At 72.4% G+C, this 22688-nt stretch carries 22 protein-coding genes and 1 tRNA gene; 16 read left to right on the plus strand and 7 right to left on the minus strand.

The genetic code is table 11. The features are described from left to right. Nucleotides 1-324: 324 nt before the first annotated feature. The 3 genes from ACZ4YY_RS18705 to ACZ4YY_RS18715 form a co-directional block, all read right to left on the minus strand. Nucleotides 325-996 (minus strand): LuxR C-terminal-related transcriptional regulator, encoded by a 672-nt coding sequence (locus ACZ4YY_RS18705; protein ID WP_468290965.1) that lies wholly within the window; start codon nt 994-996, stop codon nt 325-327. Between the two features lie 654 nt (nt 997-1650). Continuing rightward, nucleotides 1651-3018 (minus strand): sensor histidine kinase, encoded by a 1368-nt coding sequence (locus tag ACZ4YY_RS18710; RefSeq protein ID WP_468290967.1) that lies wholly within the window; start codon nt 3016-3018, stop codon nt 1651-1653. A 113-nt stretch (nt 3019-3131) separates the two neighbouring features. Then, the gene (locus tag ACZ4YY_RS18715; RefSeq protein ID WP_468290970.1) at nt 3132-4301 is read right to left on the minus strand and encodes a sensor histidine kinase; all 1170 of its coding nucleotides are present in this window, start codon (nt 4299-4301) and stop codon (nt 3132-3134) included. A 684-nt stretch (nt 4302-4985) separates the two neighbouring features. Here ACZ4YY_RS18715 and ACZ4YY_RS18720 point away from each other — a divergent pair. The 12 genes from ACZ4YY_RS18720 (at nt 4986) to ACZ4YY_RS18775 (ending at nt 16876) form a co-directional block, all read left to right on the plus strand. Further along, nucleotides 4986-5384 carry an NADH-quinone oxidoreductase subunit A gene (locus ACZ4YY_RS18720; protein WP_468291565.1) on the plus strand — a complete coding sequence of 133 codons (399 nt, stop codon included), beginning with the start codon at nt 4986-4988 and terminating at the stop codon, nt 5382-5384. Continuing rightward, nucleotides 5375-5974 carry an NADH-quinone oxidoreductase subunit B gene (locus ACZ4YY_RS18725; RefSeq protein WP_468290973.1) on the plus strand — a complete coding sequence of 200 codons (600 nt, stop codon included), beginning with the start codon at nt 5375-5377 and terminating at the stop codon, nt 5972-5974. Before ACZ4YY_RS18720 ends, ACZ4YY_RS18725 begins: the two co-directional genes overlap by 10 nt. After that, on the plus strand, nt 5971-7818 hold the full coding sequence (locus ACZ4YY_RS18730; protein WP_468290976.1) for an NADH-quinone oxidoreductase subunit C: 1848 nt from the start codon (nt 5971-5973) through the stop codon (nt 7816-7818). Before ACZ4YY_RS18725 ends, ACZ4YY_RS18730 begins: the two co-directional genes overlap by 4 nt. Further along, nucleotides 7815-8783 carry a complex I subunit 1/NuoH family protein gene (locus tag ACZ4YY_RS18735; protein WP_468290979.1) on the plus strand — a complete coding sequence of 323 codons (969 nt, stop codon included), beginning with the start codon at nt 7815-7817 and terminating at the stop codon, nt 8781-8783. Before ACZ4YY_RS18730 ends, ACZ4YY_RS18735 begins: the two co-directional genes overlap by 4 nt. Before the next feature lie 2 nt (nt 8784-8785). Then, nucleotides 8786-9337: a NuoI/complex I 23 kDa subunit family protein gene (locus tag ACZ4YY_RS18740; RefSeq protein WP_468290982.1), complete on the plus strand. Its 552-nt coding sequence runs from the start codon at nt 8786-8788 to the stop codon at nt 9335-9337. Beyond that, entirely contained in the window at nt 9334-9960 is a 627-nt protein-coding gene (locus ACZ4YY_RS18745) for an NADH-quinone oxidoreductase subunit J family protein (protein ID WP_468290985.1), read from the plus strand. Before ACZ4YY_RS18740 ends, ACZ4YY_RS18745 begins: the two co-directional genes overlap by 4 nt. Next, complete coding sequence (gene nuoK, locus ACZ4YY_RS18750) at nt 9960-10343, plus strand: NADH-quinone oxidoreductase subunit NuoK (protein WP_468290988.1); 384 nt, start codon at nt 9960-9962, stop codon at nt 10341-10343. The genes ACZ4YY_RS18745 and nuoK overlap by 1 nt, the downstream gene beginning before the upstream one ends. Continuing rightward, nucleotides 10340-12334 (plus strand): NADH-quinone oxidoreductase subunit 5 family protein, encoded by a 1995-nt coding sequence (locus ACZ4YY_RS18755; RefSeq protein ID WP_468290991.1) that lies wholly within the window; start codon nt 10340-10342, stop codon nt 12332-12334. The genes nuoK and ACZ4YY_RS18755 overlap by 4 nt, the downstream gene beginning before the upstream one ends. 6 nt (nt 12335-12340) lie before the next feature. After that, nucleotides 12341-13915 (plus strand): NADH-quinone oxidoreductase subunit M, encoded by a 1575-nt coding sequence (locus ACZ4YY_RS18760; protein ID WP_468290994.1) that lies wholly within the window; start codon nt 12341-12343, stop codon nt 13913-13915. Then, nucleotides 13912-15426, plus strand: a complete 1515-nt coding sequence (locus ACZ4YY_RS18765) for an NADH-quinone oxidoreductase subunit N (RefSeq protein ID WP_468290997.1) — start codon at nt 13912-13914, stop codon at nt 15424-15426. Before ACZ4YY_RS18760 ends, ACZ4YY_RS18765 begins: the two co-directional genes overlap by 4 nt. Nucleotides 15427-15623: 197 nt before the next feature. Next, on the plus strand, nt 15624-16487 hold the full coding sequence (gene htpX, locus ACZ4YY_RS18770) for a zinc metalloprotease HtpX (protein ID WP_468291000.1): 864 nt from the start codon (nt 15624-15626) through the stop codon (nt 16485-16487). Further along, the gene (locus ACZ4YY_RS18775; RefSeq protein WP_468291003.1) at nt 16484-16876 is read left to right on the plus strand and encodes a YccF domain-containing protein; all 393 of its coding nucleotides are present in this window, start codon (nt 16484-16486) and stop codon (nt 16874-16876) included. Before htpX ends, ACZ4YY_RS18775 begins: the two co-directional genes overlap by 4 nt. Before the next feature lie 326 nt (nt 16877-17202). On the opposite strand, the gene ACZ4YY_RS18780 is transcribed toward ACZ4YY_RS18775, so the two are convergent. Continuing rightward, complete coding sequence (locus tag ACZ4YY_RS18780) at nt 17203-18456, minus strand: APC family permease (protein WP_468291006.1); 1254 nt, start codon at nt 18454-18456, stop codon at nt 17203-17205. Between the two features lie 169 nt (nt 18457-18625). Here ACZ4YY_RS18780 and ACZ4YY_RS18785 point away from each other — a divergent pair, with 169 nt between their 5' ends. Then, complete coding sequence (locus tag ACZ4YY_RS18785) at nt 18626-18892, plus strand: GlsB/YeaQ/YmgE family stress response membrane protein (RefSeq protein ID WP_468291009.1); 267 nt, start codon at nt 18626-18628, stop codon at nt 18890-18892. Between the two features lie 69 nt (nt 18893-18961). On the opposite strand, the gene ACZ4YY_RS18790 is transcribed toward ACZ4YY_RS18785, so the two are convergent. Further along, the gene (locus ACZ4YY_RS18790; protein ID WP_468291012.1) at nt 18962-19450 is read right to left on the minus strand and encodes a YajQ family cyclic di-GMP-binding protein; all 489 of its coding nucleotides are present in this window, start codon (nt 19448-19450) and stop codon (nt 18962-18964) included. A gap of 225 nt (nt 19451-19675) precedes the next feature. Here ACZ4YY_RS18790 and ACZ4YY_RS18795 point away from each other — a divergent pair. Beyond that, a tRNA-Tyr gene (locus ACZ4YY_RS18795) sits at nt 19676-19757 on the plus strand. A gap of 309 nt (nt 19758-20066) precedes the next feature. Beyond that, nucleotides 20067-21284, plus strand: coding sequence for an acyltransferase family protein (locus ACZ4YY_RS18800; protein WP_468291015.1), 1218 nt, complete (start codon nt 20067-20069; stop codon nt 21282-21284). 48 nt (nt 21285-21332) lie between these two features. Here the strand turns inward: ACZ4YY_RS18800 and ACZ4YY_RS18805 are convergent, their stop codons facing one another. Continuing rightward, the gene (locus ACZ4YY_RS18805; protein WP_468291018.1) at nt 21333-21644 is read right to left on the minus strand and encodes a hypothetical protein; all 312 of its coding nucleotides are present in this window, start codon (nt 21642-21644) and stop codon (nt 21333-21335) included. Between the two features lie 98 nt (nt 21645-21742). Here ACZ4YY_RS18805 and ACZ4YY_RS18810 point away from each other — a divergent pair, with 98 nt between their 5' ends. After that, nucleotides 21743-21955, plus strand: coding sequence for a hypothetical protein (locus tag ACZ4YY_RS18810; protein ID WP_468291020.1), 213 nt, complete (start codon nt 21743-21745; stop codon nt 21953-21955). Between the two features lie 68 nt (nt 21956-22023). Here ACZ4YY_RS18810 and ACZ4YY_RS18815 read toward each other — a convergent pair whose 3' ends face one another. Further along, the gene (locus tag ACZ4YY_RS18815) at nt 22024-22680 is read right to left on the minus strand and encodes an NAD(P)H-binding protein (protein ID WP_468291023.1); all 657 of its coding nucleotides are present in this window, start codon (nt 22678-22680) and stop codon (nt 22024-22026) included. Nucleotides 22681-22688 lie beyond the last annotated feature (8 nt).

Genomic DNA, 22688 nt, shown 5'->3' on the forward strand with positions numbered 1-22688 from the left:
GGTGAACCGGTCCCCGGTGAGCTGCATCCCGTCACCCGAGTCACCCGCGAACCTGATGATCACCCGATCGAGACGACGAACATCCTTCGCCCCGCCCGGTTTGCGCTGCTCTCCCACGACGGTTCCGTCGGCTCCGTCGGCCTGTTCCGCTGGGCTGCTGACCTGACTGGTCACTGAACTGGACCTCCCTCGAGGCGGCTGTCCCCGGAGGGACCTTCCCGAAGGCCCTCCAGGATCAACCCTACGTCGGTAAGGGTCGCCTTCCTCGGTGATTCGCTCGACGGTCACTGGTGCGAGCCGGCCCGGCGCCCTGAAAGGCCATGATCACGAGTTCAGGTACGTCAGCACCGCGAGCACCCGCCGGTGGTCCCCGTCGCTCGGCGACAGCCCGAGCTTGAGGAAGATGTTGCTGACGTGCTTCTCGACCGCGCCGTCGCTCACCACCAGCTGTCTGGCGATCGCCGAGTTGGTCCGCCCCTCCGCCATCAGCCCCAGCACCTCGCGCTCCCGCGGGGTGAGTCCGGCCAGCACGTCCTGCTTGCGGCTGCGCCCCAGCAACTGCGCGACCACCTCGGGGTCCAGCGCCGTGCCCCCCTCGGCGACCCGCACCACCGCGTCCACGAACTCCCGTACCTCGGCCACCCGGTCCTTGAGCAGGTATCCCACCCCCCGACTGGAACCGGCCAGCAGTTCCGTGGCGTACCTCTCCTCCACGTACTGCGACAGCACCAGCACCCCGAGCCCCGGATGCGACCTGCGCAGTCGGACGGCGGCCCGCACCCCCTCGTCGGTGTGCGTGGGCGGCATCCGCACATCGGCCACCACCACGTCGGGCAGGGCACCCTCGGCGTCCAGCTCGGTGATCGTCTTCACCAGCGCCTCGGCGTCGCCCACCCCCGCGACGACCTCGTGCCCCCGGTCGGTCAGCAACCGCGTCAGGCCCTCCCTCAGCAGCACCGAGTCCTCGGCGATGACCACCCGCACCCTGTCCTCCACGATCCTCGGCCCCCCAGCCAACCCGCCCGTCCCGTTCACCGGGCCCAGCATTCCAGCATCCGGTTCCACCCGTCCCCGGGCAACGGGAATACGGCCGCGACCCACCGCATTCCGGCCTCCGCGAGGCCGGTTGTCGATCATCGGGGCGGGGCGGGGCGGGGCGCGCGCTCGGCGGAGGGTGGGTGCACTCAGCCCGTCCGCCGTTTGAGGACGAGGCCCTTTCAGGGCCGATGCGGGGCAGCACAGGGGCGCAGCCCCGCCGGGGTCCGGGGTGGGGCTCCTCCGGGGTTCGGGGGGATCCTCCGGGGTCCGGGGCGGGGTCCCGCCGGGGTCTGGGGGTGGGTCCCGTCGGGGTCTGGAGGGTTCCGCCGGGGTCCGGGGTGGGGTCCGGTCGGGGTCTGGAGGGTTCCGCCGGGGTCCGGGGCGGGGTCCCGGACCCCGGCGGCCGAGTGGAATCCCGTAGGGGTCGAAGGGGCGGAGCCCACGGGGACGGAAAGGGGTAGGAGCGGCGGGGGCGAAATCCCCTCACCGCCCCGACCCCGCCCCTCACCGCCCCCTCCGAGGAACCCCTCACCGACGCCCGCTCAGCCCGCCCCGGAACCCCCGCTGAGCCATCCCCCCGAACCCCGCTCGGTCCTGCCTCCGACCCCCCGCTCAGACCCCCGCCGCCCGCCAGGGCAACTCCGCCGTCACCCGCGTGGGCCCGCCCACCGGCGAATCCACCACCAGAATCCCGTCCACCGCATCCACCCGCTCCGCCAAGCCCGCCAGCCCCGACCCGCCGGAGGCCTCCGCCCCGCCCACGCCGTCATCCACGACCTGCACCAACAACCGCTCGTCCACCCGCCACACGTCCACCGACGCCGTCCGCGCCCCACTGTGCTTGCTGACGTTCTGCAGCAGCTCGGAGACGGTGAAGTAGGCGATCCCCTCGATCGCCGGAGCAGGCCGCTCCACCAGGTCCACCTCCACCCGCACCGGCACCGCACACCGCGAGGCCACCGCCGACAGCGCCGCGTCCAGCCCCCGGTCCGTGAGCACCGCCGGATGGATCCCGCGCGCCAGGTCCCGCAGCTCCTGCAACGCCGTCTTCACCTCACCGTGCGCCTCGTCCACCATCCGCGCCGCCGTCTGCGGGTCCTCGTGCAGCTTCTCCTTGGCCAGCCCCAGATCCATCGCCAGCGCCACCAGCCGCGCCTGTGCCCCGTCGTGCAGGTCCCGCTCGATGCGCCGCAGGTCGGCCGCCGCCGCGTCCACGACGACCCCGCGGTCCGACTCCAGCTCCACCACGCGCGACGCCAGCCGCGACGGTCCGAGCAGTCCGTGCACCAGCACCCGGTCGACCGTCGTCAGCGCCCGCACGATCCACGGCACGGCCATGGTGACCAGCAGGCCCACCAGCGCCGTCACCGCGATCTCGAACGGGTTGTCGAGGTAGATCCGGTGCTGCTCGTCCCCGTACAGCTGGAGGCCGTCCTGGCCGCCCCACATCGGGAAGAACCAGAACCACAGCGGGTACGTCAGCATCGACCAGCCGGTGGTCGCGAGGACCACGGTGACGCAGAAGGAGAACGTCGCCCACGGCAGGTACAGCACCGCGTACAGCATGTGCCGCCACGACGTGCCGCTGCGCAGGACGGCGCCCATCCAGGCCAGCGCGCCGCCCTTGCCGCGCTGGCGCAACGGCTCCGGCGCGGCCACCTCCAGGCCGAGCAAACCGCGCGCCCGGACCCGCTCGAGCGCCCCGAACCCCCGGCACGCGGCCAGTCCCGCCGCCAGCACCGGGATGCCGAGGAACGTCACCAGCAGGCCCGCCCCCAGCGAGAGCATCGTGACGGCGAAGGTGAACAGGACGACGCCGATCGGCAGGCTCAGCAGCACGTAGGCGAGCTCGCGCCAGGCCCGCCCCTCGACCGGAGCCCGCAGCGCGAGCGGCAGCCGGTGCCGCCGCCCGCCGTCGCCGGGCCGGTACCCGTCGGCGTACCGGGTGCGGTCCCCGTACTCGCTGTAGTGCGTGGCCATCGGCGTGATCCGTTCTACTCGTCGTCCGCAGGTGTCGTCCCTGTCTCCACCCTCCTCGGCGGCGGGGCCCCTGGGCCATGGAGTCCGTCGGCGTCTCGGGAGGGGGGTTTTCCCTACCTCCCGGCGCCGGTCGCGTCGCTGCGGTCCCGGTCCCGGTCCCGCCAGGGCAGCTCCGCCGTCACCGTCGTCGGACCGCCCTCCGGCGAGTCCACGACGAACAGGCCGTCCACGGCGCCCAGCCGCTCCGCGAGCCCTCGCATCCCCGTGCCGCCGTCGAGCCGCGCGCCGCCCCGGCCGTCGTCCCGCACCTGCAGGAGCAGCCGGTTCTCCACCCGCCACACGTCCACCGAGGCGGCCTCGGCCCCGCTGTGCTTGCTGACGTTCTGCAGCAGCTCGGAGACGGTGAAGTAGGCGATCCCCTCGATGGCCTGCGCGGGCCGGCACGGCAGGTCGACCGTCACCTTGACCGGGACCGTGCAACGGGACGACACCGACGACAGCGCGGCGTCCAGGCCCCGGTCGGTCAGCACGGCCGGGTGGATGCCCCGGGCCAGGTCGCGCAGTTCCTGGAGCGCCAGCTTCACCTCGCCGTGCGCCTCCTCGACCATGGCCGCCACCAGGTCGTCGGCCTGGCCCTCCAGCAGCTTCTCCTTCGCCAGGCCCAGCCCCATCGCCAGGTTGACCAGCCGTGCCTGCGCCCCGTCGTGCAGATCGCGCTCGATGCGCCGCAGGTCGGCTGCGGCCGTGTCCACCACGACCCCGCGGTCGGACTCCAGTTCGGCGATCCGTCGTTCCAGTTCGTCGGAGGGCGAGAGCAGGGCCCGCACCATCGCCCGGTCCGCGTTGGTCAGCCCGCGCGCCACGAACGGCAGCACCGGCCACAGCACGAACAGGGACGTGAGGACGACGGTGAAGGTGACGACCCCCCACGGCAGCCGGATGAAGTCGTACAGCACCGTCCGCCAGGCCACCGGGTCCTTCAGCGCCAGCCACATTCCCTGGAAGAAGTTGCCCGCCCGGCGCAACGGCAGCGGACTCGGCTCGTCGATGCGCACCCCGAGCAGCAGCCGGGCACGCCCGCGCTCGAACCGGCCGATCAGCCGCGCCCCCAGCAGCCCGAGCGCGAGCAGCGGCAGCCCCACCACCGTGACGGTGAGCGCGGCGCCGGTGAGCAACACGGTCATCACATAGGTGAAGCCGACCAGCGACATCGGCAGGTTCGTCAGGAGGTGCGCGATCTCCTTCCAGGTCTGCGCGTCGTAGGCGAGACGGGCGGGCGGCAACGGACGCTCGTCCGCCCCGGCCCCCTTCCCCGGTCCGGTTCCCGGTCCCCACCCGGTTCCCGGCCCTCGACCCGCCCCTGGTTCCCGCCCGGCGGCGGGCACGGTCGGCAGGGGGCGCCCGTGTGCGGCCGCCGCGTGATGCCGGGCCGAGGGGGCCGCAGGGGATGCTGGGGCGATGGGGGACGCTGGAGCCATGGGGGGCGCGGGGGATGCGGGGGCCGCAGGAGGCGTGGGGGATACCGGGTGACCGTGGGATCGGGGAGGCGTGGAAGGGGCGGGGGCGGCCGACGGCGCGGGAGGCACGGCGGACCGGTGCTCCGGGGGCGCGGGGCGCCCGGGGTACCCGGGTGGCGTGGGATGCGTGCGTGGCGCCGGGTGCGCCGGATGATGCGGGGGTGGCGCGGGCGGCGCGGGGTGCGGGGTCGGCCGGTGCGCCGGTCCGGGGCCGGGCGTGGGTGCGGTCATACGGGTCAGCCTGCCGCGCCGCGCGGCCGTCCGCCATGGAGTCCGCCACCTCCGATGCCTGGGGAAAACCCCACCCCCGTTGCCCCGGGCGCCACGGCCTGCTTACCGTGCCTTTATCAGGCCCTAGACTCCCGTGCGTACAGATCGTCGAACAGGCCGAGGCCGACGCCGGAGCCGGGGAGCGAGGGACGGACGGTGTCGCAGACGTCGCACGCAGCGCTGAGGGACTCGACGGTCGTCGTAGCGTCGGACGACTACTTCCACGCCTACGCGGTCGTCGGACTGCTCGCCGCCCTCGGCGTGCTCTTCGTCGCGGTCGCCTTCGGCGCGGGCCGCCTGCTGCGCCCCGTGGTCCCCACCCCCGAGAAGCTCCTGACCTACGAGTGCGGCGTGGACCCCGTCGGCGAGGGCTGGGCCCACACCCAGGTCCGCTACTACGTCTACGCCTTCCTGTACGTGATCTTCGCGGTCGACTCGATCTTCCTCTTCCCCTGGGCGACGGTCTTCGCGGCCCCCGGCTACGGCGCGACCACGCTGGTGGAGATGTTCGTCTTCCTCGGCTTCCTCGCCGTGGGTCTGCTCTACGCATACAAGAAGGGCGTCCTGACATGGACGTGAACCCGTCTGTCTCCGAGCCCGTGGCGCTCCCCGAGCCGAAGCGGCTCGGCGCCCTCGCCCGCCTCGCCCCCGAACCGATGAAGGTGGTCCTGAACTGGGGCCGCCGCTACTCCCTGTGGGTCTTCAACTTCGGTCTCGCCTGCTGCGCGATCGAGTTCATCGCCGCGTCGATGGCCCGCCACGACTTCATCCGCCTCGGTGTCATCCCCTTCGCGCCCGGCCCCCGCCAGGCCGACCTGATGGTCGTCTCGGGCACGGTCACCGACAAGATGGCCCCGGCCGTCAAACGCCTCTACGAACAGATGCCCGAGCCGAAGTACGTCATCTCCTTCGGAGCGTGCAGCAACTGCGGCGGCCCCTACTGGGACTCCTACTCGGTGACCAAGGGCGTCGACCAGATCATCCCCGTGGACGTGTACGTCCCCGGCTGTCCGCCGCGCCCCGAAGCGCTGCTCCAGGGCATCCTCAAGCTCCAGGAGAAGATCGCCCGGGAGTCCCTGGGCGAGCGGTACGGCACCTCGCGCCCCTCGGCGGCCGCGCTGCAGAGCGGGCTGGTGCAGCCCCCGGCCCCGGAAGGTGACGCCCGATGACCGCGGCCGGCTGGCTGCCCGCCACCGCCGAGGATCTCTTCGGCCCCGAGTCCACGGCCGAGGAGTCGTACGAGGTCCTGACCGTCGACGTCCCCCCCGCCTCCTGGATCACGGCGCTGGAGACCGCCCGCGACCGCCTCGGCTGCACCTACTTCGACTGGCTGAGCGCCGTCGACGAACCCGGCACGGGCTTCCGCGTCTCCGCACACGTCGTCGCCCTCGCCCCGGTGCGCCGACTGATGCTGCGCACGACGGTCCCGCACGAGACCCCGGCCCTTCCCTCCGCCGTCGGCGTCTACGCGGGCGCGGCCTGGCACGAGCGCGAGACGCACGAGATGTTCGGCGTCCACTTCACCGACCACCCGGCCCTCGACCACCTCCTCCTCCCGGAGGGCTTCGAGGGCCACCCCCTCCGCAAGGACTTCGTCCTCGCGGCCCGCGTCGCCAAGGCCTGGCCCGGCGCGAAGGAACCCGGCGAGTCCGAGCACGGCGGCCCCAAGCGGCGCCAGATGCTCCCGCCGGGCGTCCCCGACCCCAACGAGTGGGGCCCCCTCAAGGGCCAACTCCCGCCCGCCCCGGCCCGCCCGACCCGGGCCTCGGCCGCAAGCCGCGGCACCGGCGAACGCCCGCCCCGCCCAGCGGGAGAACGCCCGCCCCACCCAGCGGGGGATCGCCCGGCGAGGGCAGCGGGGGATCGTCCGGTGCGGCGTGCGCGGACCGCGGCGGAGGGCTCCGCCAGCCAGGCCCCGACGCCCGCTCCCAACCCGCCCGCTCCGAACACGGCCGCTGACGACACGGCCGGAACGGCGCCGAGGACCACGACGACCCCGTCCGACGTGACCGGTCAGGCGGCTCAGGCCCAGGCGGCCCAGGCGACCGGGTCGCAAGCGGCCGACCAGGCCGGTCAGGCAGCCGTGCCGCAAACGGCGGACTCGGCGGCCGGACCGGAAGCGGCACCGCCCCGCCCGCCGAGGAGCCCGTCCGGCCCGCGTCGGTCCCGGAGCGTGAGCGAGGGCTCGGCGTCCCAACGGGCCGAGACCCCGCCCCCGGCACCGGGGGCGACCCCACCGGAACCGGCGGAAACGGCGGAATCCGCGAAGCCCGCCGAACCGGCAAAGCCCGCCGAACCGGCAAAGCCCGCTGCACCGGCGGAGACGGTGGCACCTGTGAAGCCCGCCGCACCGGCGGAGCCCGAGGAAACCCAGAAGCCCGCCGAACCGGCGGAGACGGCGGAACTCGTACATTCCCCCGAACCCGCGGAGACGGCGGAACCCACGCAACCCGCCGAACCCGCTGAGTCGGCGGAACCCACCGATTCGGCGGAACCCGCCGAGTCCGCAGACCTCCGGCAGTCCGCGGAGCCCGCGGCGACCGCACGGCCCCCGGCGACCGCACGGCCCCCGGCGGCCCCATCGGGCCAGGCGACCGCGCGGCCCTCGGCGGGCCCCCGTCGCGCACGCAGCGCGTCCGCAGGCTCGGCGAGCCAGCGGCAGCAGCAGGCGGCCCCACCCGAGGCCGGCCGAGCCACGCCCGCCCGCCCCGCCACGACCCCCCGCAGCTCCGACGCCCCCTGGCACCGCGCCCGCCCCGCCTTCGACGACCCGGCCCCGGCTCGGGACACGGCCAGGGGCCCGGCCAAGGCCCCTTCCTCCTCGAGTCCCCCGGAGGACACGCCCGCCCCCGACGACACCGCGTCCGACGACACCACGCCCGACGACACCGCGTCCGACGACACCGCGTCCGACGACACCGCGTCCGACGACACCGCGTCCGACGACACCGCGTCCGACGACACCGCCCCCGACGACCCCACCCCCGACACCCCCCGAGGAGGCCGGCAGTGAACGACGCTCTCGACGTCGCCCTGCGACTCCTGGTCGTCTTCGTCGTCTTCCTCACCTTCCCCCTGATCATCGGTCAGACCGAGCACAAGGTGATGGCCCACATGCAGGGCCGCCTCGGTCCGATGTACGCCGGCGGCTTCCACGGCTGGGCCCAGCTCATCGCCGACGGCGTGAAGTTCGCGCAGAAGGAGGACGTCGTCCCCGCGGGCGCGGACCGGCGCATCTTCCAGCTAGCCCCGGCCGTCGCCCTCCTGCCGTACCTGCTCGTTCTCCTCGCCATCCCCATCGGCCCCGGCGAGGGCGCGGTCGGCGAGGTCGTCGACGCGGGCGTCTTCTTCGTCCTCGCCGTGATGGGCGTCGGCGTCCTCGGCTCCCTGATGGCCGGCTGGGCCAGCGCCAACAAGTTCTCCCTCCTCGGCGGCCTGCGCACCGCCGCACAGCTCCTCGCCTACGAACTCCCGATGCTGCTCACCGCCGCCTCGGTGGCGATGGCGGCCGGGACCGTGTCGATCCCCGGCATCCTCGACGCCTTCGAGTGGTGGTGGCTGCCCTGGCAGATCGTCGGCGCGATCGTCTTCTTCGTCGCCGGCCTCGCCGAACTGCAACGGCCCCCCTTCGACATGCCCGTCGCAGACTCGGAGATCATCTTCGGCGCGTACACCGAGTACACCGGCCTGCGCTTCGCCCTGTTCCTCCTCGCCGAATACGCCGGCATCGTCGTCCTGTGCGGCCTGACCACCGTCCTGTTCCTGGGCGGCTGGCACGGCCCCTGGGGCGCCGACGGTCTCGGCTGGGTGTGGACCCTCCTGAAGACCGCGCTCCTCGCCTTCGTCGTGATCTGGCTCCGCGTCACCTACCCGCGCCTGCGCGAGGACCAGCTCCAGAAGCTCTCCTGGACGCTCCTCGTCCCCCTCTCCCTCGCCCAGATCGCCCTCACCGGCGTCGTCAAGGTGGTGATCCAGTAACCATGGCCCCCATCCCAGGGAGTGGCCTGGCCAAGGGCCTGGCCGTCACCCTCCGCACGATGACGCGCAGGACCGTCACCGAGCAGTACCCGGACGTCCAGCCCGACCTTCCACCCCGCACCCGGGGCGTGATCGGCCTGTTCGAGGAGAACTGCACGGTCTGCATGCTCTGCGCCCGAGAGTGCCCCGACTGGTGCATCTACATCGACTCCCACAAGGAGACGGTCCCGGCGGCGACCCCCGGCGGCCGCGAACGCAGCCGCAACGTCCTCGACCGGTTCGCCATCGACTTCTCGCTGTGCATGTACTGCGGTATCTGCATCGAGGTCTGCCCTTTCGACGCCCTGTTCTGGTCCCCGGAGTTCGAGTACGCCGAGACCGACATCCGCGACCTCACCCACGAACGCGACAAGCTCCGCGAGTGGATGTGGACCGTGCCGGCCCCGCCCGCCCTCGACCCCGGCGCGGAGGAACCCAAGGAGATCGCCGCCGCCCGCAAGACGGCGGAGAAGCTCGCCGCCGCGCAGGCCGAGCCGCAGGAGGGCCGGTCGTGACCCTCGCGCAGGCACCGCACGGCTTCCTCTCCCCGACCGGCGTCGAGATCGCCTTCCTCCTCGTCGGCCTGGTCACCTTCGGCGCCGCCCTCGTCACCGTCACCACGCGGCAGCTGGTCCACGCCGCCCTGTGGCTGGTGGTCGCCCTCGGCGGCCTGGCGGTCGAGTACCTCCTGCTCACCGCCGAGTTCATCGCCTGGGTGCAGGTCCTCATCTACGTCGGTTCCGTCGTCGTCCTCCTCCTGTTCGGACTGATGCTCACCCGGGCCCCCATCGGCCGCTCCCCGGATGCCGACTCCGGCAACCGCTGGGCCGCCCTCGCCGTGGCCGTCGCCGCCGCGGCCGCCCTGGTCTGGGTCGTCGTCGACGCCTTCCGCACGACCTGGATCGACCTGGACGGCCCCGCCGCCGGCTCGACCAAGGTCACCGGCGCGAGCCTCTTCCAGCACTGGGTCCTCCCCTTCGAGGCCCTCTCCGTCCTCCTCCTCGCAGCCCTGGTCGGCGCGATCGTCCTGTCCCGCAAGGCGCAGGCGGAGCAGGGCTCTCCTCCTGTGAACGCCCCACCTGCCACCAAGAGTTCCCGGACGGTCACAGAGAGTTCCGAGCAGGAAGGTGCCCGCTGATGCACCTCGCCTATCCCGCCGTCCTCTCCGCGCTCCTCTTCTGCACCGGCCTGTACGGCGTCCTGGCCCGCCGCAACGCGATCCTGGTCCTGATGTCGGTCGAGCTGATGCTCAACGCCGTCAACCTCAACCTGGTCGCCTTCGACGTGTGGCTCAGCCGCACCGCCGAGGAGACCCTGCACTCCGGCCAGGCCCTCACCCTGTTCACCATCGCCATCGCCGCCGCCGAGATCGGTATCGGCCTGGCGATCGTCCTCGCCGTCCACCGCAACCGCGGCACCGCGGACATCGACAAGCTCCGCGACACCGCCGAGGGCCACGAACCCGACGACGGCGACGACAGCGCCACCCCTGCGGCTGAGAAGGCTGAGGCCACCGCGTGACCACGACCACCCTCGCCGTCCTCGTCCCCCTCCTGCCGTTCCTCGGCGCCGTCGCCGGCCTGCTCCTCGGCCGCACGGCGCCCGGCTTCGTCCGCCCGCTCGCCGTCCTGCCGACCCTCACCTCCCTCGTCCTGGCCGCCCTGGTCGCCGCACGACAGGGCGGGGACGCGGCCGTCGACGCGGCCACCGAACTCACCCCCACCGGCTCCATCCCGATCGAACTCGCCCTGCACGTCGACGGCTTCGCCGCCCTCGTCGCCGTCCTCGTCGGCCTCGTCGCCTCCTGCGTGCAGATCTACTCGACCGGCTACCTCCGCGAGGACCCGCGCTACCCCTCGTACGCCGCGCTCGTCTCCCTGTTCACCTCCGCGATGTTCCTGGTCGTCTACTCCGGCGACCTGATCGTGCTGCTGGTCGGCTGGGAGGTCATGGGCATCTGCTCCTACTTCCTGGTCGGCCACTACTGGGAGACCCCCGAGGCCCGCGCCGCCTCGATCAAGGCCTTCCTCGTCACCAAACTCGGCGACGTCCCCTTCCTCATCGGCCTGTTCGCCCTGGCCACCGACGCCGGCTCCTTCCGGATCACGAAGGTCCTCGGCGCCGTCGCCCACGGAGGACTCGACCACCCCACGCTCGTCGCCCTGCTGCTCCTGGCCGGTGTGGCGGGCAAGTCGGCGCAGTTCCCGCTGCACACCTGGCTCCCGGACGCGATGGCGGGCCCCACACCCGTCTCCGCGCTGATCCACGCCGCGACGATGGTCGCCGCCGGTGTCTACTTCATCGCCCGTCTCCTCCCGGTGTTCGAGGCCTCCCAGGCCGCGATGGTCGTCCTCGCCGTCATGGCCGCCGTCACGATGGCCGGCTCCGCTCTCGCCGCGCTCGCCCAGGACGACATCAAGCGCGTCCTCGCCTACTCGACGATCGGCCAGCTCGGCTACATGACCGGCGCCCTCGCCGTCGGCGACCGCGGTGCCGCCGTCTTCCACCTCCTCTCGCACGGCGCCTTCAAGGCGCTGCTGTTCCTCGCCGCCGGCGTGATCATCCACGCCGCCGGCACCAACTCCCTGGCCGCCATGTCCCGCATGAGCCACCTGCGCGACCGCGTCCCCGACGCCTACTGGACGATGACCGTGGCGCTCCTCGCGCTCGCCGCGATCCCGCCGTTCAGCGGGTTCTTCTCGAAGGAGTCGGTCCTGGGCGCCGCCGAGCACGCCTCAACCGGTCACGCCGAGCACGCCCCCGCCGCCGCGGGCTGGATCGTCCTCGTCGCCGGTCTGCTCACCGCCCTCCTCACCGCCGCCTACGCGACGCGCCTGTGGCTGCTGGCCTTCCGCGGCCGGGGCGTCCACGCCCCCGACCACGGCCGCCAGCCGCTGACGATGACCGTCGTCCTGTGGGTGCTCGCCGTGCCCTCGCTCGCCCTGGGCGGGCTCGCCCACCGCTCGCTGCCCGACTGGTTCGACGGCCGTGATCTCGCCCCTACCCTCACCACCTCCGTCCTCGGCACGGGTGCGGCACTGATCGGCGGCCTCGCCGTACACGCCGCCTGGCGGCACCTCACGGCGCTGGCCGCCCGCGTCCCCCTGGGTGCCGTCGCCGCCCACCCCGAGGGCGACGCCGGTCAGGTGGAGGCCGAGGCCATCGCGACCCACGTGCCCGCCTACGGAGACATCGCCTCCGCTCCCGACCCGGCCGACCCCGGCCGACTGCTGCTCGGCCCGCTGCACCGCCACGCGGCCGCCGGCTTCCACCTGGACGCCGTCTACCGGGTGCTGTTCGTCCGCCCGGTGCAGGGCGGGGCGACTCTCGTCCGGTTCCTCGACCGCGAGGTCGTCGACACCTATGTGAGCGGCGCGGGCACCCTGCCCCGCTGGCTCGGTGCCGCCGTACGGCGCGCCCAGACCGGCAACGTCCAGACCTATGTGAGCGCGTTGCTCGCCGGCACCGTCGTCCTGGCGGTCGCCGCCCTCCTCGTCGCCACGGGAGCGTGAGCAGGCGTGATCGATATCAGCGAGTCCGTGATGCAGTTCCTTCTGGCGTTCATCGTCGTCGGCCCGCTCCTCGGCGCCGTCGCCGCTCTCCTGCCGGCCCCACCCGGGCTGAAGGGGAAGTCACCCGAGCAGGCCGTGCTGCGGCACGGCGTGACCGTGACCGGTGCGATCCTCATCGCCGCGGTCGTCCTCGCGCTCGGCTTCGACCACGACCAGCCGTCGAAGATGCAGGCCACGACCGACATCAGCTGGATCCCCGCACTCGACGTGCGCATCCACCTCGGCATCGACGGCATCTCCCTCCCCCTTCTGGTCCTGACCGCGCTGCTGACCTTCCTCTGCGCGCTGTACTCGTACTTCAACCTGCCCTCGGGCCCCAGCCCGAAGGCCTTCGTGGCGCTGCTGCTCGTCCTGGAGTCCGGCACCCTCGCCACCTTCGCCGTCCTCGACCTGCTGCTGTTCTTCCTCGCCTTCGAAATGGTCCTGATCCCGATGTACTTCCTCATCGCCCGCTGGGGCGGCGAGGGCCGGACCCGGGCGGCCTGGAAGTTCATCCTGTACACACTGCTCGGGTCCGTGGTCATGCTGCTCGGCCTGCTCCTGATCGGAATCACGGCGGGCACGTTCGACATGGTGGCACTCGCCACTGACAACGGCCGGTCGCTGACCACGTCGGTGCAGGTCACCGCCGTTCTGGCGGTCGGTATCGGGCTCGCGGTCAAGACGCCGATGTGGCCGCTGCACAGTTGGCTGCCCGACGCCCACACCGCCGCCCCGACCGTCGGCTCGGTCCTCCTCGCCGGTGTCCTGCTCAAGATGGGTACGTACGGGTTCGTCCGGATCCTCCTGCCGGTCGCGCCCGACGGCTTCCACACCTTCGCGCCCTACCTCGCCGCGTTCGCCGTCGTCGGGATCATCTACGGGTCGCTGGCCTGCCTGGCCCTCGCCAAACGGGGCGCGAAGGGCGATCTCAAGCGCCTGATCGCCTACTCCTCCGTCGGCCACATGGGCTTCGTCCTCCTCGGCATCGCCTCCACCACCCCGACCGGCGTCAACGGCGCCCTGTTCGCCAACATCGCCCACGGCCTCATCACCGGCCTGCTCTTCTTCCTGGTCGGCGCCCTGAAGGACCGCACCGGCACCACCGACCTCGACACTCTCGCCGAGGAGACCGGTGCGGCGCTCTACGGCAAGGCACCGCGCCTCGGCGGCCTCCTCGCCTTCGCCGCCGTCGCCTCCCTGGGCCTGCCCGGCCTCGGCGGGTTCTGGGGGGAGATGCTCGCCCTGTTCGGCGCCTTCGACCCGGCCGACGACCTCAGCCGGCCCGCCTTCCTCGCCTTCACCGCGATCGGCGCCTTCGGCACTCTGCTCACCGCCGCCTACCTCCTCGTCGTGGTCCGCCGCGTCTGCATGGGAGCCGTCCCGCAGGACGCGCCGCGGCTCCCCGACGTCCGCCACTACGAGTTCGCCGCCTGGACGCCGCTCGTCGTCCTCACCGTCGTCGCCGGCCTCTGGCCGAAGGCACTCCTCGGCCTGACCGATCCGGCCGTACAGCAGCTCCTCGCAGGAGGCACCCGATGAGCTCCCTGGCCGCCCCCTCCGTGGTCCAGTCCGTCGACTGGCTGGCGATCGCCCCGCCCACCCTCGCGGCGGTCGTCGGCCTCGTCGTCCTCGTCGCCGACCTGTTCGTGTCCCACGGAAGGAAGCCGCTCCTCGGCTGGTTCTCGGTCGCGGGCCTCGCCGCCTCCACTGCCCTCCTGCTTCCCCTCCTCGACGCCGACCGCTCCACCTTCTGCCTGACCGGCGCCCCGCGCGCGTGCAGCTACACCGCCGACCGCTTCACCCTGGTCATCCAGCTCCTGGTCCTCGGCGGAGCACTGCTCGCCGCGCTCCTGTCCGTCACCGCCCTGAAGGACGCGCGCGGCCGCCTGCCCGAAGGCGAGTTCTGGTTCCTGCTGCTGTCCTCCGCCGCCGGCGCCGCCCTCCTTCCCGCCTCCCGCGACCTCGCCACCCTGATCGTCGCCCTGGAGGTCGCCTCCCTGCCCGCCTTCGCCCTCGTCGGCATCCGGCACGGCGACCGCAAGTCCTCCGAAGCGGCCCTGAAGTTCTTCCTGTCCTCCGTCACCGCCACCGCCGTCAGCCTGCTCGGCATCAGCTTCGTCTACGCCACCACCGGAACCCTGCACCTCACCCTGGTCGCCGACCGCATCCGGCACGTCGACGGACAACTGGACACCCTCGCCCAGACCGGCGTCGTGCTCACCCTCGTCGGCTTCGCCTTCAAGACGGCCGCCGTCCCCTTCCACTTCTGGGTCCCCGACACCTACGTCGGCGCGCCCCTCCCCGTCGCCGCCTACCTGTCGGTCGTCGGCAAGGCGGTCGGCTTCTCCGGCCTCGTCCTCGTCACGGTCGTCGCCTTCCCGTCCTACGCCCATGTCTGGGGTCCGGCCCTCGCCGCGCTGGCCGCCCTCACCATGACCGTGGGCAACGTCGGCGCCCTGCGCCAGCAGGCCACGCGCGCGTACAGCGCCGTACGCCTGCTCGCCTGGTCCTCCGTGGGCCAGGCCGGCTACCTCCTCGTCCCGATCGCCGCCGCCGCGTACACCGGCGACCCCGAGCACGCCGTCGGCTCCACCGTCGCCTACGCGCTGATGTACGCCGCCGTGAACCTCGGCGCCTTCGCGGTGGCCGCCCTGGTCGGCCGTGCAAGCCGCGCGAACCGCATCACGGACTACCGGGGCCTGTACGCCAGGAACCCGCTCTCCGCACTGCTCCTGGCCTTCTTCCTGCTCTGCCTCGCCGGACTGCCGCCGGGCATCATCGGCCTCTTCGCGAAGGTCACCGTCTTCTCCGCCGCCGTCGACGCGGGCCTCGGCTGGCTCGCCGTCGTCATGGCCGTCAATGTCGTGATCGCCCTGTACTACTACCTCCAGTGGACGGCCCTGCTGTTCCGCGCCCCCGAGGGCGAACCCCGCGAGCACCGCGTTCCCGCGCCCCTGACGGCCGCCCTCGCCGTCACCGCCGTCCTCGCCATCGCCCTCTCCGGAGCCCCCCAACTGGTCCTGCGCTTCGCCGACACGACGCTGTTCTGAGCCCTCGCCTCGCGCGCCACGTGGGCCGTCACCCGGACGGCCCACGCCCGCCCCTGCCCGCACCAGGGAACTCGCGATCGCCGCCTGGCGTTGTCACAGACGGGAGGGTCCACTGGACGTGTCCCCTAGTGACACCAGCAGGACCGCAGATCAGCGAGCAAAGGGTTGCCCCTGCCGCACGACTTGGAGGGCGTACCGTGCACCGCCGGCACAACGGGCTCAGGACCGCAGTACTCCTCGGAGGACTGTCCGCACTCATCATCGTCATCGGCAGTCTCTTCGGCCGAGCGGGGCTCGTCGTCGCGGTCCTCGTCGCGCTGGGCACCAACGCGTACGCGTACTGGAACAGCGACAAGCTGGCACTCCGCGCGATGCGCGCCCGCCCGGTGAGCGAGTTCGAGGCCCCCGGCCTGTACCGCATGGTCCGCGAGCTCTCCACCCAGGCCCGCCAACCCATGCCGCGGCTGTACATCTCCCCGACCGAGGCCCCCAACGCCTTCGCCACCGGCCGCAACCCGCGCAACGCCGCCGTGTGCTGCACGGAGGGCATCCTGCGCCTCCTCGACGAGCGGGAGCTGCGCGGCGTCATCGGCCACGAACTGAGCCACGTCTACAACCGCGACATCCTCATCTCCTCGGTCGCCGGCGCCCTCGCCTCCGTGATCATGTTCCTCGTCAACTTCGCCTGGCTCGTCCCGATCGGCCGCTCCGACGACGACGACGGACCCGGCCTCCTCGGCATGCTGCTGATCATGCTCCTGGGCCCGCTCGCCGCCTCCCTCATCCAGTTGGCCATCAGCCGTTCCCGGGAGTACGAGGCGGACGCGTCGGGCGCCCAGCTCACCGGTGACCCGCTCGCCCTCGCCGGAGCCCTGCGCAAGCTCGAACTCGGTACCAAGCAGCTTCCGTTGCCCCCCGAGCCCCGCCTCGAGACCGCGAGCCACATGATGATCGCGAACCCGTTCCGGCCGGGCCGGGGACTGTCCAAGATGTTCTCCACGCACCCGCCGATGGCGGAGCGCATCGCCCGGCTCGAGAAGATGGCAGGTCACCAGCAGTGAAGACCATCCTGAACGTCATATGGCTCGTCCTCAGCGGCTTCTGGCTGTTCCTCGGTTACGTGCTCGCGGGCCTTCTGCTGTGCGTCACGATCATCGGCATCCCGTTCGGCATCGCGGCCTTCCGCATCGGCGTCTACGCCCTCTGGCCCTTCGGCCACACCACGGTCGAGCGCCGGGACGCGGGCGCCCCCTCCTGCCTCGGCAACGTCCTGTGGCTGGTCCTGGCGGGCTGGTGGCTGGCCCTCGCCCACATCGTCACCGGCATCGCCCTGTGCGTGACGATCATCGGCATCCCCTTCGGCATCGCCAACTTCAAGCTGATCCCGGTCTCCTTGCTCCCGCTTGGCCGGGAGATCGTCCCGACGGACCAGCCGTTCGCGACGCGCTGACGACACCCTCCAGCACCCGCGCTGTTCACGACCGGCCGGTAATGGTGCCGGAGACTCGTTGCCCATGACCGGCCGGTGGCCCGGGCCGGACTCGCTGTCCACAACCGGACGGTGGCCCGTGCCGGAGACTCGTTGTCCACAACCGGCCGGTTGTCCACAGGCCGCCCCGGGTGTCGGTAGCCTCCCGCACCATGGCCACATGACCCGCGACCGTGAACCACTGTCCCGCGACCGCGGCCGCGCTTCCATGACAGATGGCCGCAGCCCGGCACCCATGACCTGCCCCCCCGTCACCGCGAGCGCGACCGCGCCAGCCGGCCCCGCACTCACCCCTCCCGGCCCACCACCCACCGCCGCACCACGTACGCCGCCACCCCCACCGCCAGCACACCCGCTCCCGCGACCACCGAGGTCCCCGGCAGCGCGAAGGCCAGGACCACACAGCCGAGGAGACCCAGCGCGGGCAGCGCCCGCTGCAGCGGGGCCGCGTCCAGGGTCCAGGCCGAGGCGTTGGCCACCGCGTAGTACGCCAGCACACCGAAGGAGGAGAAACCGATCGCGCCCCGCACGTCCACCGTCGCGGCCAGGGCGGCGACCACCGCGCCCACGGCCAGTTCGGCCCGGTGGGGCACCTTGAACCGCGGGTGCACGGCGGACAGCGCGCCCGGCAGATGACGGTCGCGCGCCATGGCCAGCGTCGTCCGCGAGACACCCAGGATCAGGGCGAGCAGCGACCCCAGCGCGGCCACGACCGCCCCGACCCGGACCACCGGCACCAGCCCCGGCGCCCCCGCCGCCCGCACCGCGTCGGCCAGCGGTGCCTGCGCGTCACCCAGAGCGCCCGACCCCAGCACCGAGAGGACGGCGACCGCCACCCACACATAGACGGCCAGCGCGATGCCCAGCGCCAGCGGGATCGCGCGGGGAATGGTCCGCGCGGGGTCCCGCACCTCCTCGCCCAGGGTCGCGATCCGCGCGTATCCGGCGAACGCGAAGAACAACAGGCCCGCGGCCTGGAGCACCCCGCCGACACCCCCGGAGGCCCCGACGTCCAGCCGCCCCGCGTCGGCCTCCCCCGAGCCGAGACAGACGACGACCACGGCGGCGAGGACCGCCAGCACCACCGCCACGATCACCCGGGTCAGCCAGGCCGACTTCTGGATGCCGCCGTAGTTCACCGCGGTCAGCGCCACCACGGCCGCGACCGCCACCGCGTGCGCCTGCCCCGGCCAGACGTACGCCCCGACCGTCAGAGCCATCGCCGCACAGGAGGCCGTCTTCCCGACCACGAACGACCAGCCCGCGAGATACCCCCAGAACGGGCCCAGCCGCTCGCGTCCGTACACATAGGTGCCGCCCGAGGCCGGGTACCGCGCGGCGAGGCGGGCCGACGCCACGGCGTTGCAGTAGGCGACCACCGCGGCGAGCGCCAGGCCGAGCAGCAGCCCTGACCCGGCGGTGTGCGCGGCCGGGGCGAGCGCGGCGAAGATGCCGGCGCCGACCATCGAGCCGAGCCCGATGACCACGGCGTCCCCGACGCCCAGGGTGCGCCTCAGCTCGGCGGATTCGGACTGCGTCATGGGCCGCACCCTACTGAGCCGGGGAACCGCTGGGCGTCGTCAAGGCGTCGTCCAGGTCGACACGGCGTGAACGTGCGGTGGACGCACTGCGGACGGGCCGAGCGGGCCGCGAGCAACATCACAGTCCGGGGACAGTGCGGGCAACAGCGCGGAAGGGCAGGTTCAGGGCATGGGCATCATCAGCTGGATCATTCTGGGGCTGTTGGCCGGCGTCGTCGCCAAGGTCCTGCTGCCGGGCCGGGACCCCGGCGGTCTCATCGGCACGACCGTCATCGGCGTCGCGGGCGCGTTCCTCGGCGGCTGGATCTCCGCCCGCTGGCTGGACCACCCCATCAGCAAGGACTTCTACGACGGCGCCACCTGGGCCGCGGCGATCGGCGGCTCGCTGGTGCTGCTGATCGTCTACCGCATCCTGTTCGGCCATTCGCGCGACTGAGCGGGCGGCCGGCCGCGGGAGGGGCAGGGAGGGCGGGCACCGTCGGGGCACCCACCCGACCCGTACGACCTACCGGTAGTTCACGAACTGCAGCGCGAAGTCGAAATCCTGACCCTTCAGCAGGGCGATGACGGCCTGCAGGTCGTCGCGGCTCTTGGAGCTGACGCGCAGTTCGTCGCCCTGTACCTGGGCCTTGACGCCCTTGGGGCCCTCGTCGCGGATGAGCTTCGCCACCTTCTTCGCGTTGTCCTGGGAGATGCCCTCCTTGATCTCCGCGAAGAGCTTGTACCTTTTGCCGGAGAGCTGCGGCTCCCCCGCCTCCAGCGCCTTCAGCGAGATCCCGCGCTTGATCAGCTTCGACTCGAACACGTCGAGGACAGCCGTCACCCGGCCCTCGGAGTCCGCCTCCATCAGAATCTTTTCACCGGACCATGAGATCGAGGCGCCGACGCCCTTGAAGTCGTAACGCTGGGAGATCTCCTTGGCGGCCTGGTTGAGGGCGTTGTCGACCTCCTGCCGCTCGACCTTCGAGACGATGTCGAAACTGGAGTCGGCCATGTCCTGTGGCTCCTTGTATCGGGGTGCGTATCGGATGCGTGTCGGCGTCGGTGGGGGCTGCCGCCGAGCCCGCGGGAGGCGCGGGCCGCATCCGGACAAGCCTAGCCACCCGGCCCCCTCGGAGCGGTGCGGAATCCAGGTGGCGAAGCACCCCTGTGCATCAGGTATCGTTTACGTCGTTGCCAGGGAGCACCGCCGAAAAGCGGTTCGAACGGCAGCAACCCCGGCGGTGTGCCCGAGCGGCCAAAGGGAGCAGACTGTAAATCTGCCGGCTCAGCCTTCCCAGGTTCGAATCCTGGCGCCGCCACACGGGAACGAAGGGCCCGTGGCCTACTGACACAGTAGGCCACGGGCCCTTCACCTTGCCCGTCTCCTGCCCGCTCCTCCCCCTCGGCCGCCGCGGTCGTCTCCGTCGTGACGGAGGCCATGGCGTGACGAAGCCCATACGGGGGAGAGGAAACGCCGTTTCACGGGCAGGAGTGCTTCGGTGGTCGGCCGGAAGGGTTCCCGGGCCGAGGAATTTCGCCCGGTCCTCACAACCCTTCCATCCGCCCGCTGGTCATGATGTCAGGCTGGTCACAGCCGACTCACAGACGACGATCCGAACGGTAGACGGATGACGCAGACGCACCCCACAGGAACGGTCGACACGGCCACGGAACGGGAAGGTGAGGGATCGGCCGCCCTGAAGGCCCTGCCGGCGCAGCCGGCCCCGAGCGGGCGGGTCGTCGTGACCGGGTCGTCCGGCCGCGGGCAACGCCTGGCCGCGCTGGACGGGCTCCGCTTCATGGCGGCGCTGGCGGTGGTGCTCTTCCACTTCATCGGGCAGAAGCCGAAGACGATGCAGACCCTGTGGGGTCGGCCGTACGACAGCATCTTTCCCGACGCGCACGCCTACTTCGCCTACGGACGGCTCGGCGTCGACCTGTTCTTCCTGATCAGCGGCTTCGTCATCTGCATGAGCGCCTGGGGGCGCACCCCGCGTGACTTCTTCATCTCACGCGTCACCCGTCTGTACCCGATGTACTGGATCGGGGTCGTCGTGTCGGCGGCGGCCATCTACTTCGCCAACGCCCCGTTCGGCAGCACCGAGCCCCGGGTGCTCTTCGCGAACCTCACCATGCTCCAGAAGCCGCTCGGTGTGGAGAACCTGGACTCGGTGTACTGGACGCTCTGGCCGGAGCTGTGCTTCTACCTCACCTTCGCGGTGGTCGTGTGGAAGGGCCTCACCTACCAGCGGGTCGTGATCTTCTGCGGGCTGTGGACGGTCGGCGCGGTCCTCGCGCCCGCCGCCGACCTGCCGTTGCTGTCGCTGCTGGTCAACCCGCCGTCGGCGCCCTACTTCATCGCCGGCATGGCCTTCTACCTGATGTATCGTTTCCGCCCGACTCCGCTGCTGTGGGGCATCGTCGGCATGTCGTGGCTGTTGGCGCTGCACTTCCTGCTGACGCCCGGCGGCGGCCGCATCAGCTGGAACGAGTGGTCCCCGTGGCGCGGCTGGCTGGTGCTGCTGATCACGTTCTTCTTCCTGGCGATCGCCGCGATCGCGCTCGGCTGGACCAGCCGGATCCGCTGGCGGTGGCTGAGCGTCGCGGGCACCCTCACGTTCCCGCTCTACCTGCTGCACAGCCCCATAGGCCTGACTGTCGCCCACCACTTCGGCGACCGGGTCGACCCCCGGCTGCTGATCGTGGGAACGGTCGTCGGACTGGTCGCGCTCTGCTACGTCGTGCACCGCTTCGTCGAGCGCCCCATGGCCACGGCGATGCGGCGCTGGCTCAAGACGGCCCGGTTCGGTCCCAAGCCGACGGCAACGGCGCCGCGCCGGGGCTGAGCCGACAGGCGACGCCGGCCGGCGCCTGAGGGCCCGCCCGCTCGGTCCTCACTCGTCCGCGCCGGGCGTCGCCCCACCGGTCTCCGGCGCCTCCTGGGGCGTCTTCGCGGCCTGTTTCACCTCGGCCTCGACGCCGTTGCGGGGTCTGCCCTCGTCCTTGGCGTACTCGGTCACCGCGGCCTGGACGTCACGGGCGAGGTCGCGCCAGGCGCGCCACGCCGTTTCGTAGGTGTCGGTCTGGGTCTCCGACCAGGGCGCGGCCGTGGGCGCGCCGTAGGCGTCCCGCAGATGCAGGACCCTGGCGTGTGCCTCGTCGGCCGCGCGCTGCTTCTCCACGAGTTCCTCGAAGGTATGTGCCACATGTACGGATGCTAGGGAGACGGGCGCGTTTGCGCGCGGCGAGCGGGCCGCGCGGCGCGACCTCGTACCCGGGCGGCGCACTGGGGCACACTGAGCCCATGTCCAGCCGCCGCAGAACCTGCCCGGAGTGCCGCCGCGAGATCGCCGTCGTCGCCGGGCGGTTCGCGCGGCACGACCCGCCCGGGACGCGGGAGAGCGGCCGGCTCGTCTCCTGCCCCGGCTCCCGCCGTCCCGCGCAACTGGACGCGGTCCAGCCGTCGCTGGACGGCTACGTCGTGCCGGACATCCCCGGCCAACTGCCCCTGTTCTAGGGGTCCCGAAGCTGTGGAAGCGGCCGCCCCCGTGCCGGGAGCGGCCCGCAACACCCCGGTCCCGTGGCTCAGTTGCCCGCCACCGACTTCACCGCCACCGACACCGGCGTCGACCCGCCGATGAGCTCCAGGGTCAGGCCGGCCGTCGCCGGGGTGTCCAGCAACTCGGCCAGGACGGCGGCCACGTCGTCCCGCGGGACCGAGCCCCGGCCCGTGCGCGCCTCCAGCCGGACCTGGCCCGTGCCCGCGTCGTCCGTCAGCGAACCCGGGCGCAGAATGGTCCAGTCGAGGGCGTCCAGACCCTGGACGTAGGCGTCCGCCTCGCCCTTGGCACGCAGATACACGTCGAAGACCTCGTCGCCCTTGCGGTCGGGGTCGGCGCCGTAGGACGAGACGACCACATGGCGGCGTACGCCCGCGCGGACCGCCGCGTCCGCCAGCAGGACCGCCGCGCCCTTGTCGACGGTGTCCTTGCGGGCCACCCCGCTGCCCGGGCCCGCGCCCGCCGCGAACACCGCCGCGTCCGCGCCCCGCAGGCGCTCCGCGACCTCCTCCACCGACGCCGACTCCAGGTCCAGCACGACCGGTTCGGCGCCCACGGCCCGCAGGTCGTCCGCCTGTTCCGCCTTGCGGATGATGCCCGCGACCTCGTCCCCGCGCGCGGCGAGCAGCCGCTCCAGCCGCAGCGCGATCTGACCATGACCCCCAGCGATGACAATGCGCATGCTTCCGA

The sequence above is a fragment of the Streptomyces sp. NPDC030143 genome (genome assembly GCF_055573695.1).

Excerpts from the sequence above, each read along its gene's own strand:
- ACZ4YY_RS18710 (WP_468290967.1), bottom strand. The coding sequence starts at position 3,018 with ATGGCCACGCACTACAGCGAGTACGGGGACCGCACCCGGTACGCCGAC.
- ACZ4YY_RS18725 (WP_468290973.1), top strand. The coding sequence starts at position 5,375 with ATGGACGTGAACCCGTCTGTCTCCGAGCCCGTGGCGCTCCCCGAGCCG.
- ACZ4YY_RS18730 (WP_468290976.1), top strand. The coding sequence starts at position 5,971 with ATGACCGCGGCCGGCTGGCTGCCCGCCACCGCCGAGGATCTCTTCGGC.
- ACZ4YY_RS18740 (WP_468290982.1), top strand. The coding sequence starts at position 8,786 with ATGGCCCCCATCCCAGGGAGTGGCCTGGCCAAGGGCCTGGCCGTCACC.
- nuoK (WP_468290988.1), top strand. The coding sequence starts at position 9,960 with ATGCACCTCGCCTATCCCGCCGTCCTCTCCGCGCTCCTCTTCTGCACC.
- ACZ4YY_RS18765 (WP_468290997.1), top strand. The coding sequence starts at position 13,912 with ATGAGCTCCCTGGCCGCCCCCTCCGTGGTCCAGTCCGTCGACTGGCTG.
- ACZ4YY_RS18780 (WP_468291006.1), bottom strand. The coding sequence starts at position 18,456 with ATGACGCAGTCCGAATCCGCCGAGCTGAGGCGCACCCTGGGCGTCGGG.
- ACZ4YY_RS18785 (WP_468291009.1), top strand. The coding sequence starts at position 18,626 with ATGGGCATCATCAGCTGGATCATTCTGGGGCTGTTGGCCGGCGTCGTC.
- ACZ4YY_RS18790 (WP_468291012.1), bottom strand. The coding sequence starts at position 19,450 with ATGGCCGACTCCAGTTTCGACATCGTCTCGAAGGTCGAGCGGCAGGAG.
- ACZ4YY_RS18800 (WP_468291015.1), top strand. The coding sequence starts at position 20,067 with ATGACGCAGACGCACCCCACAGGAACGGTCGACACGGCCACGGAACGG.
- ACZ4YY_RS18810 (WP_468291020.1), top strand. The coding sequence starts at position 21,743 with ATGTCCAGCCGCCGCAGAACCTGCCCGGAGTGCCGCCGCGAGATCGCC.
- ACZ4YY_RS18815 (WP_468291023.1), bottom strand. The coding sequence starts at position 22,680 with ATGCGCATTGTCATCGCTGGGGGTCATGGTCAGATCGCGCTGCGGCTG.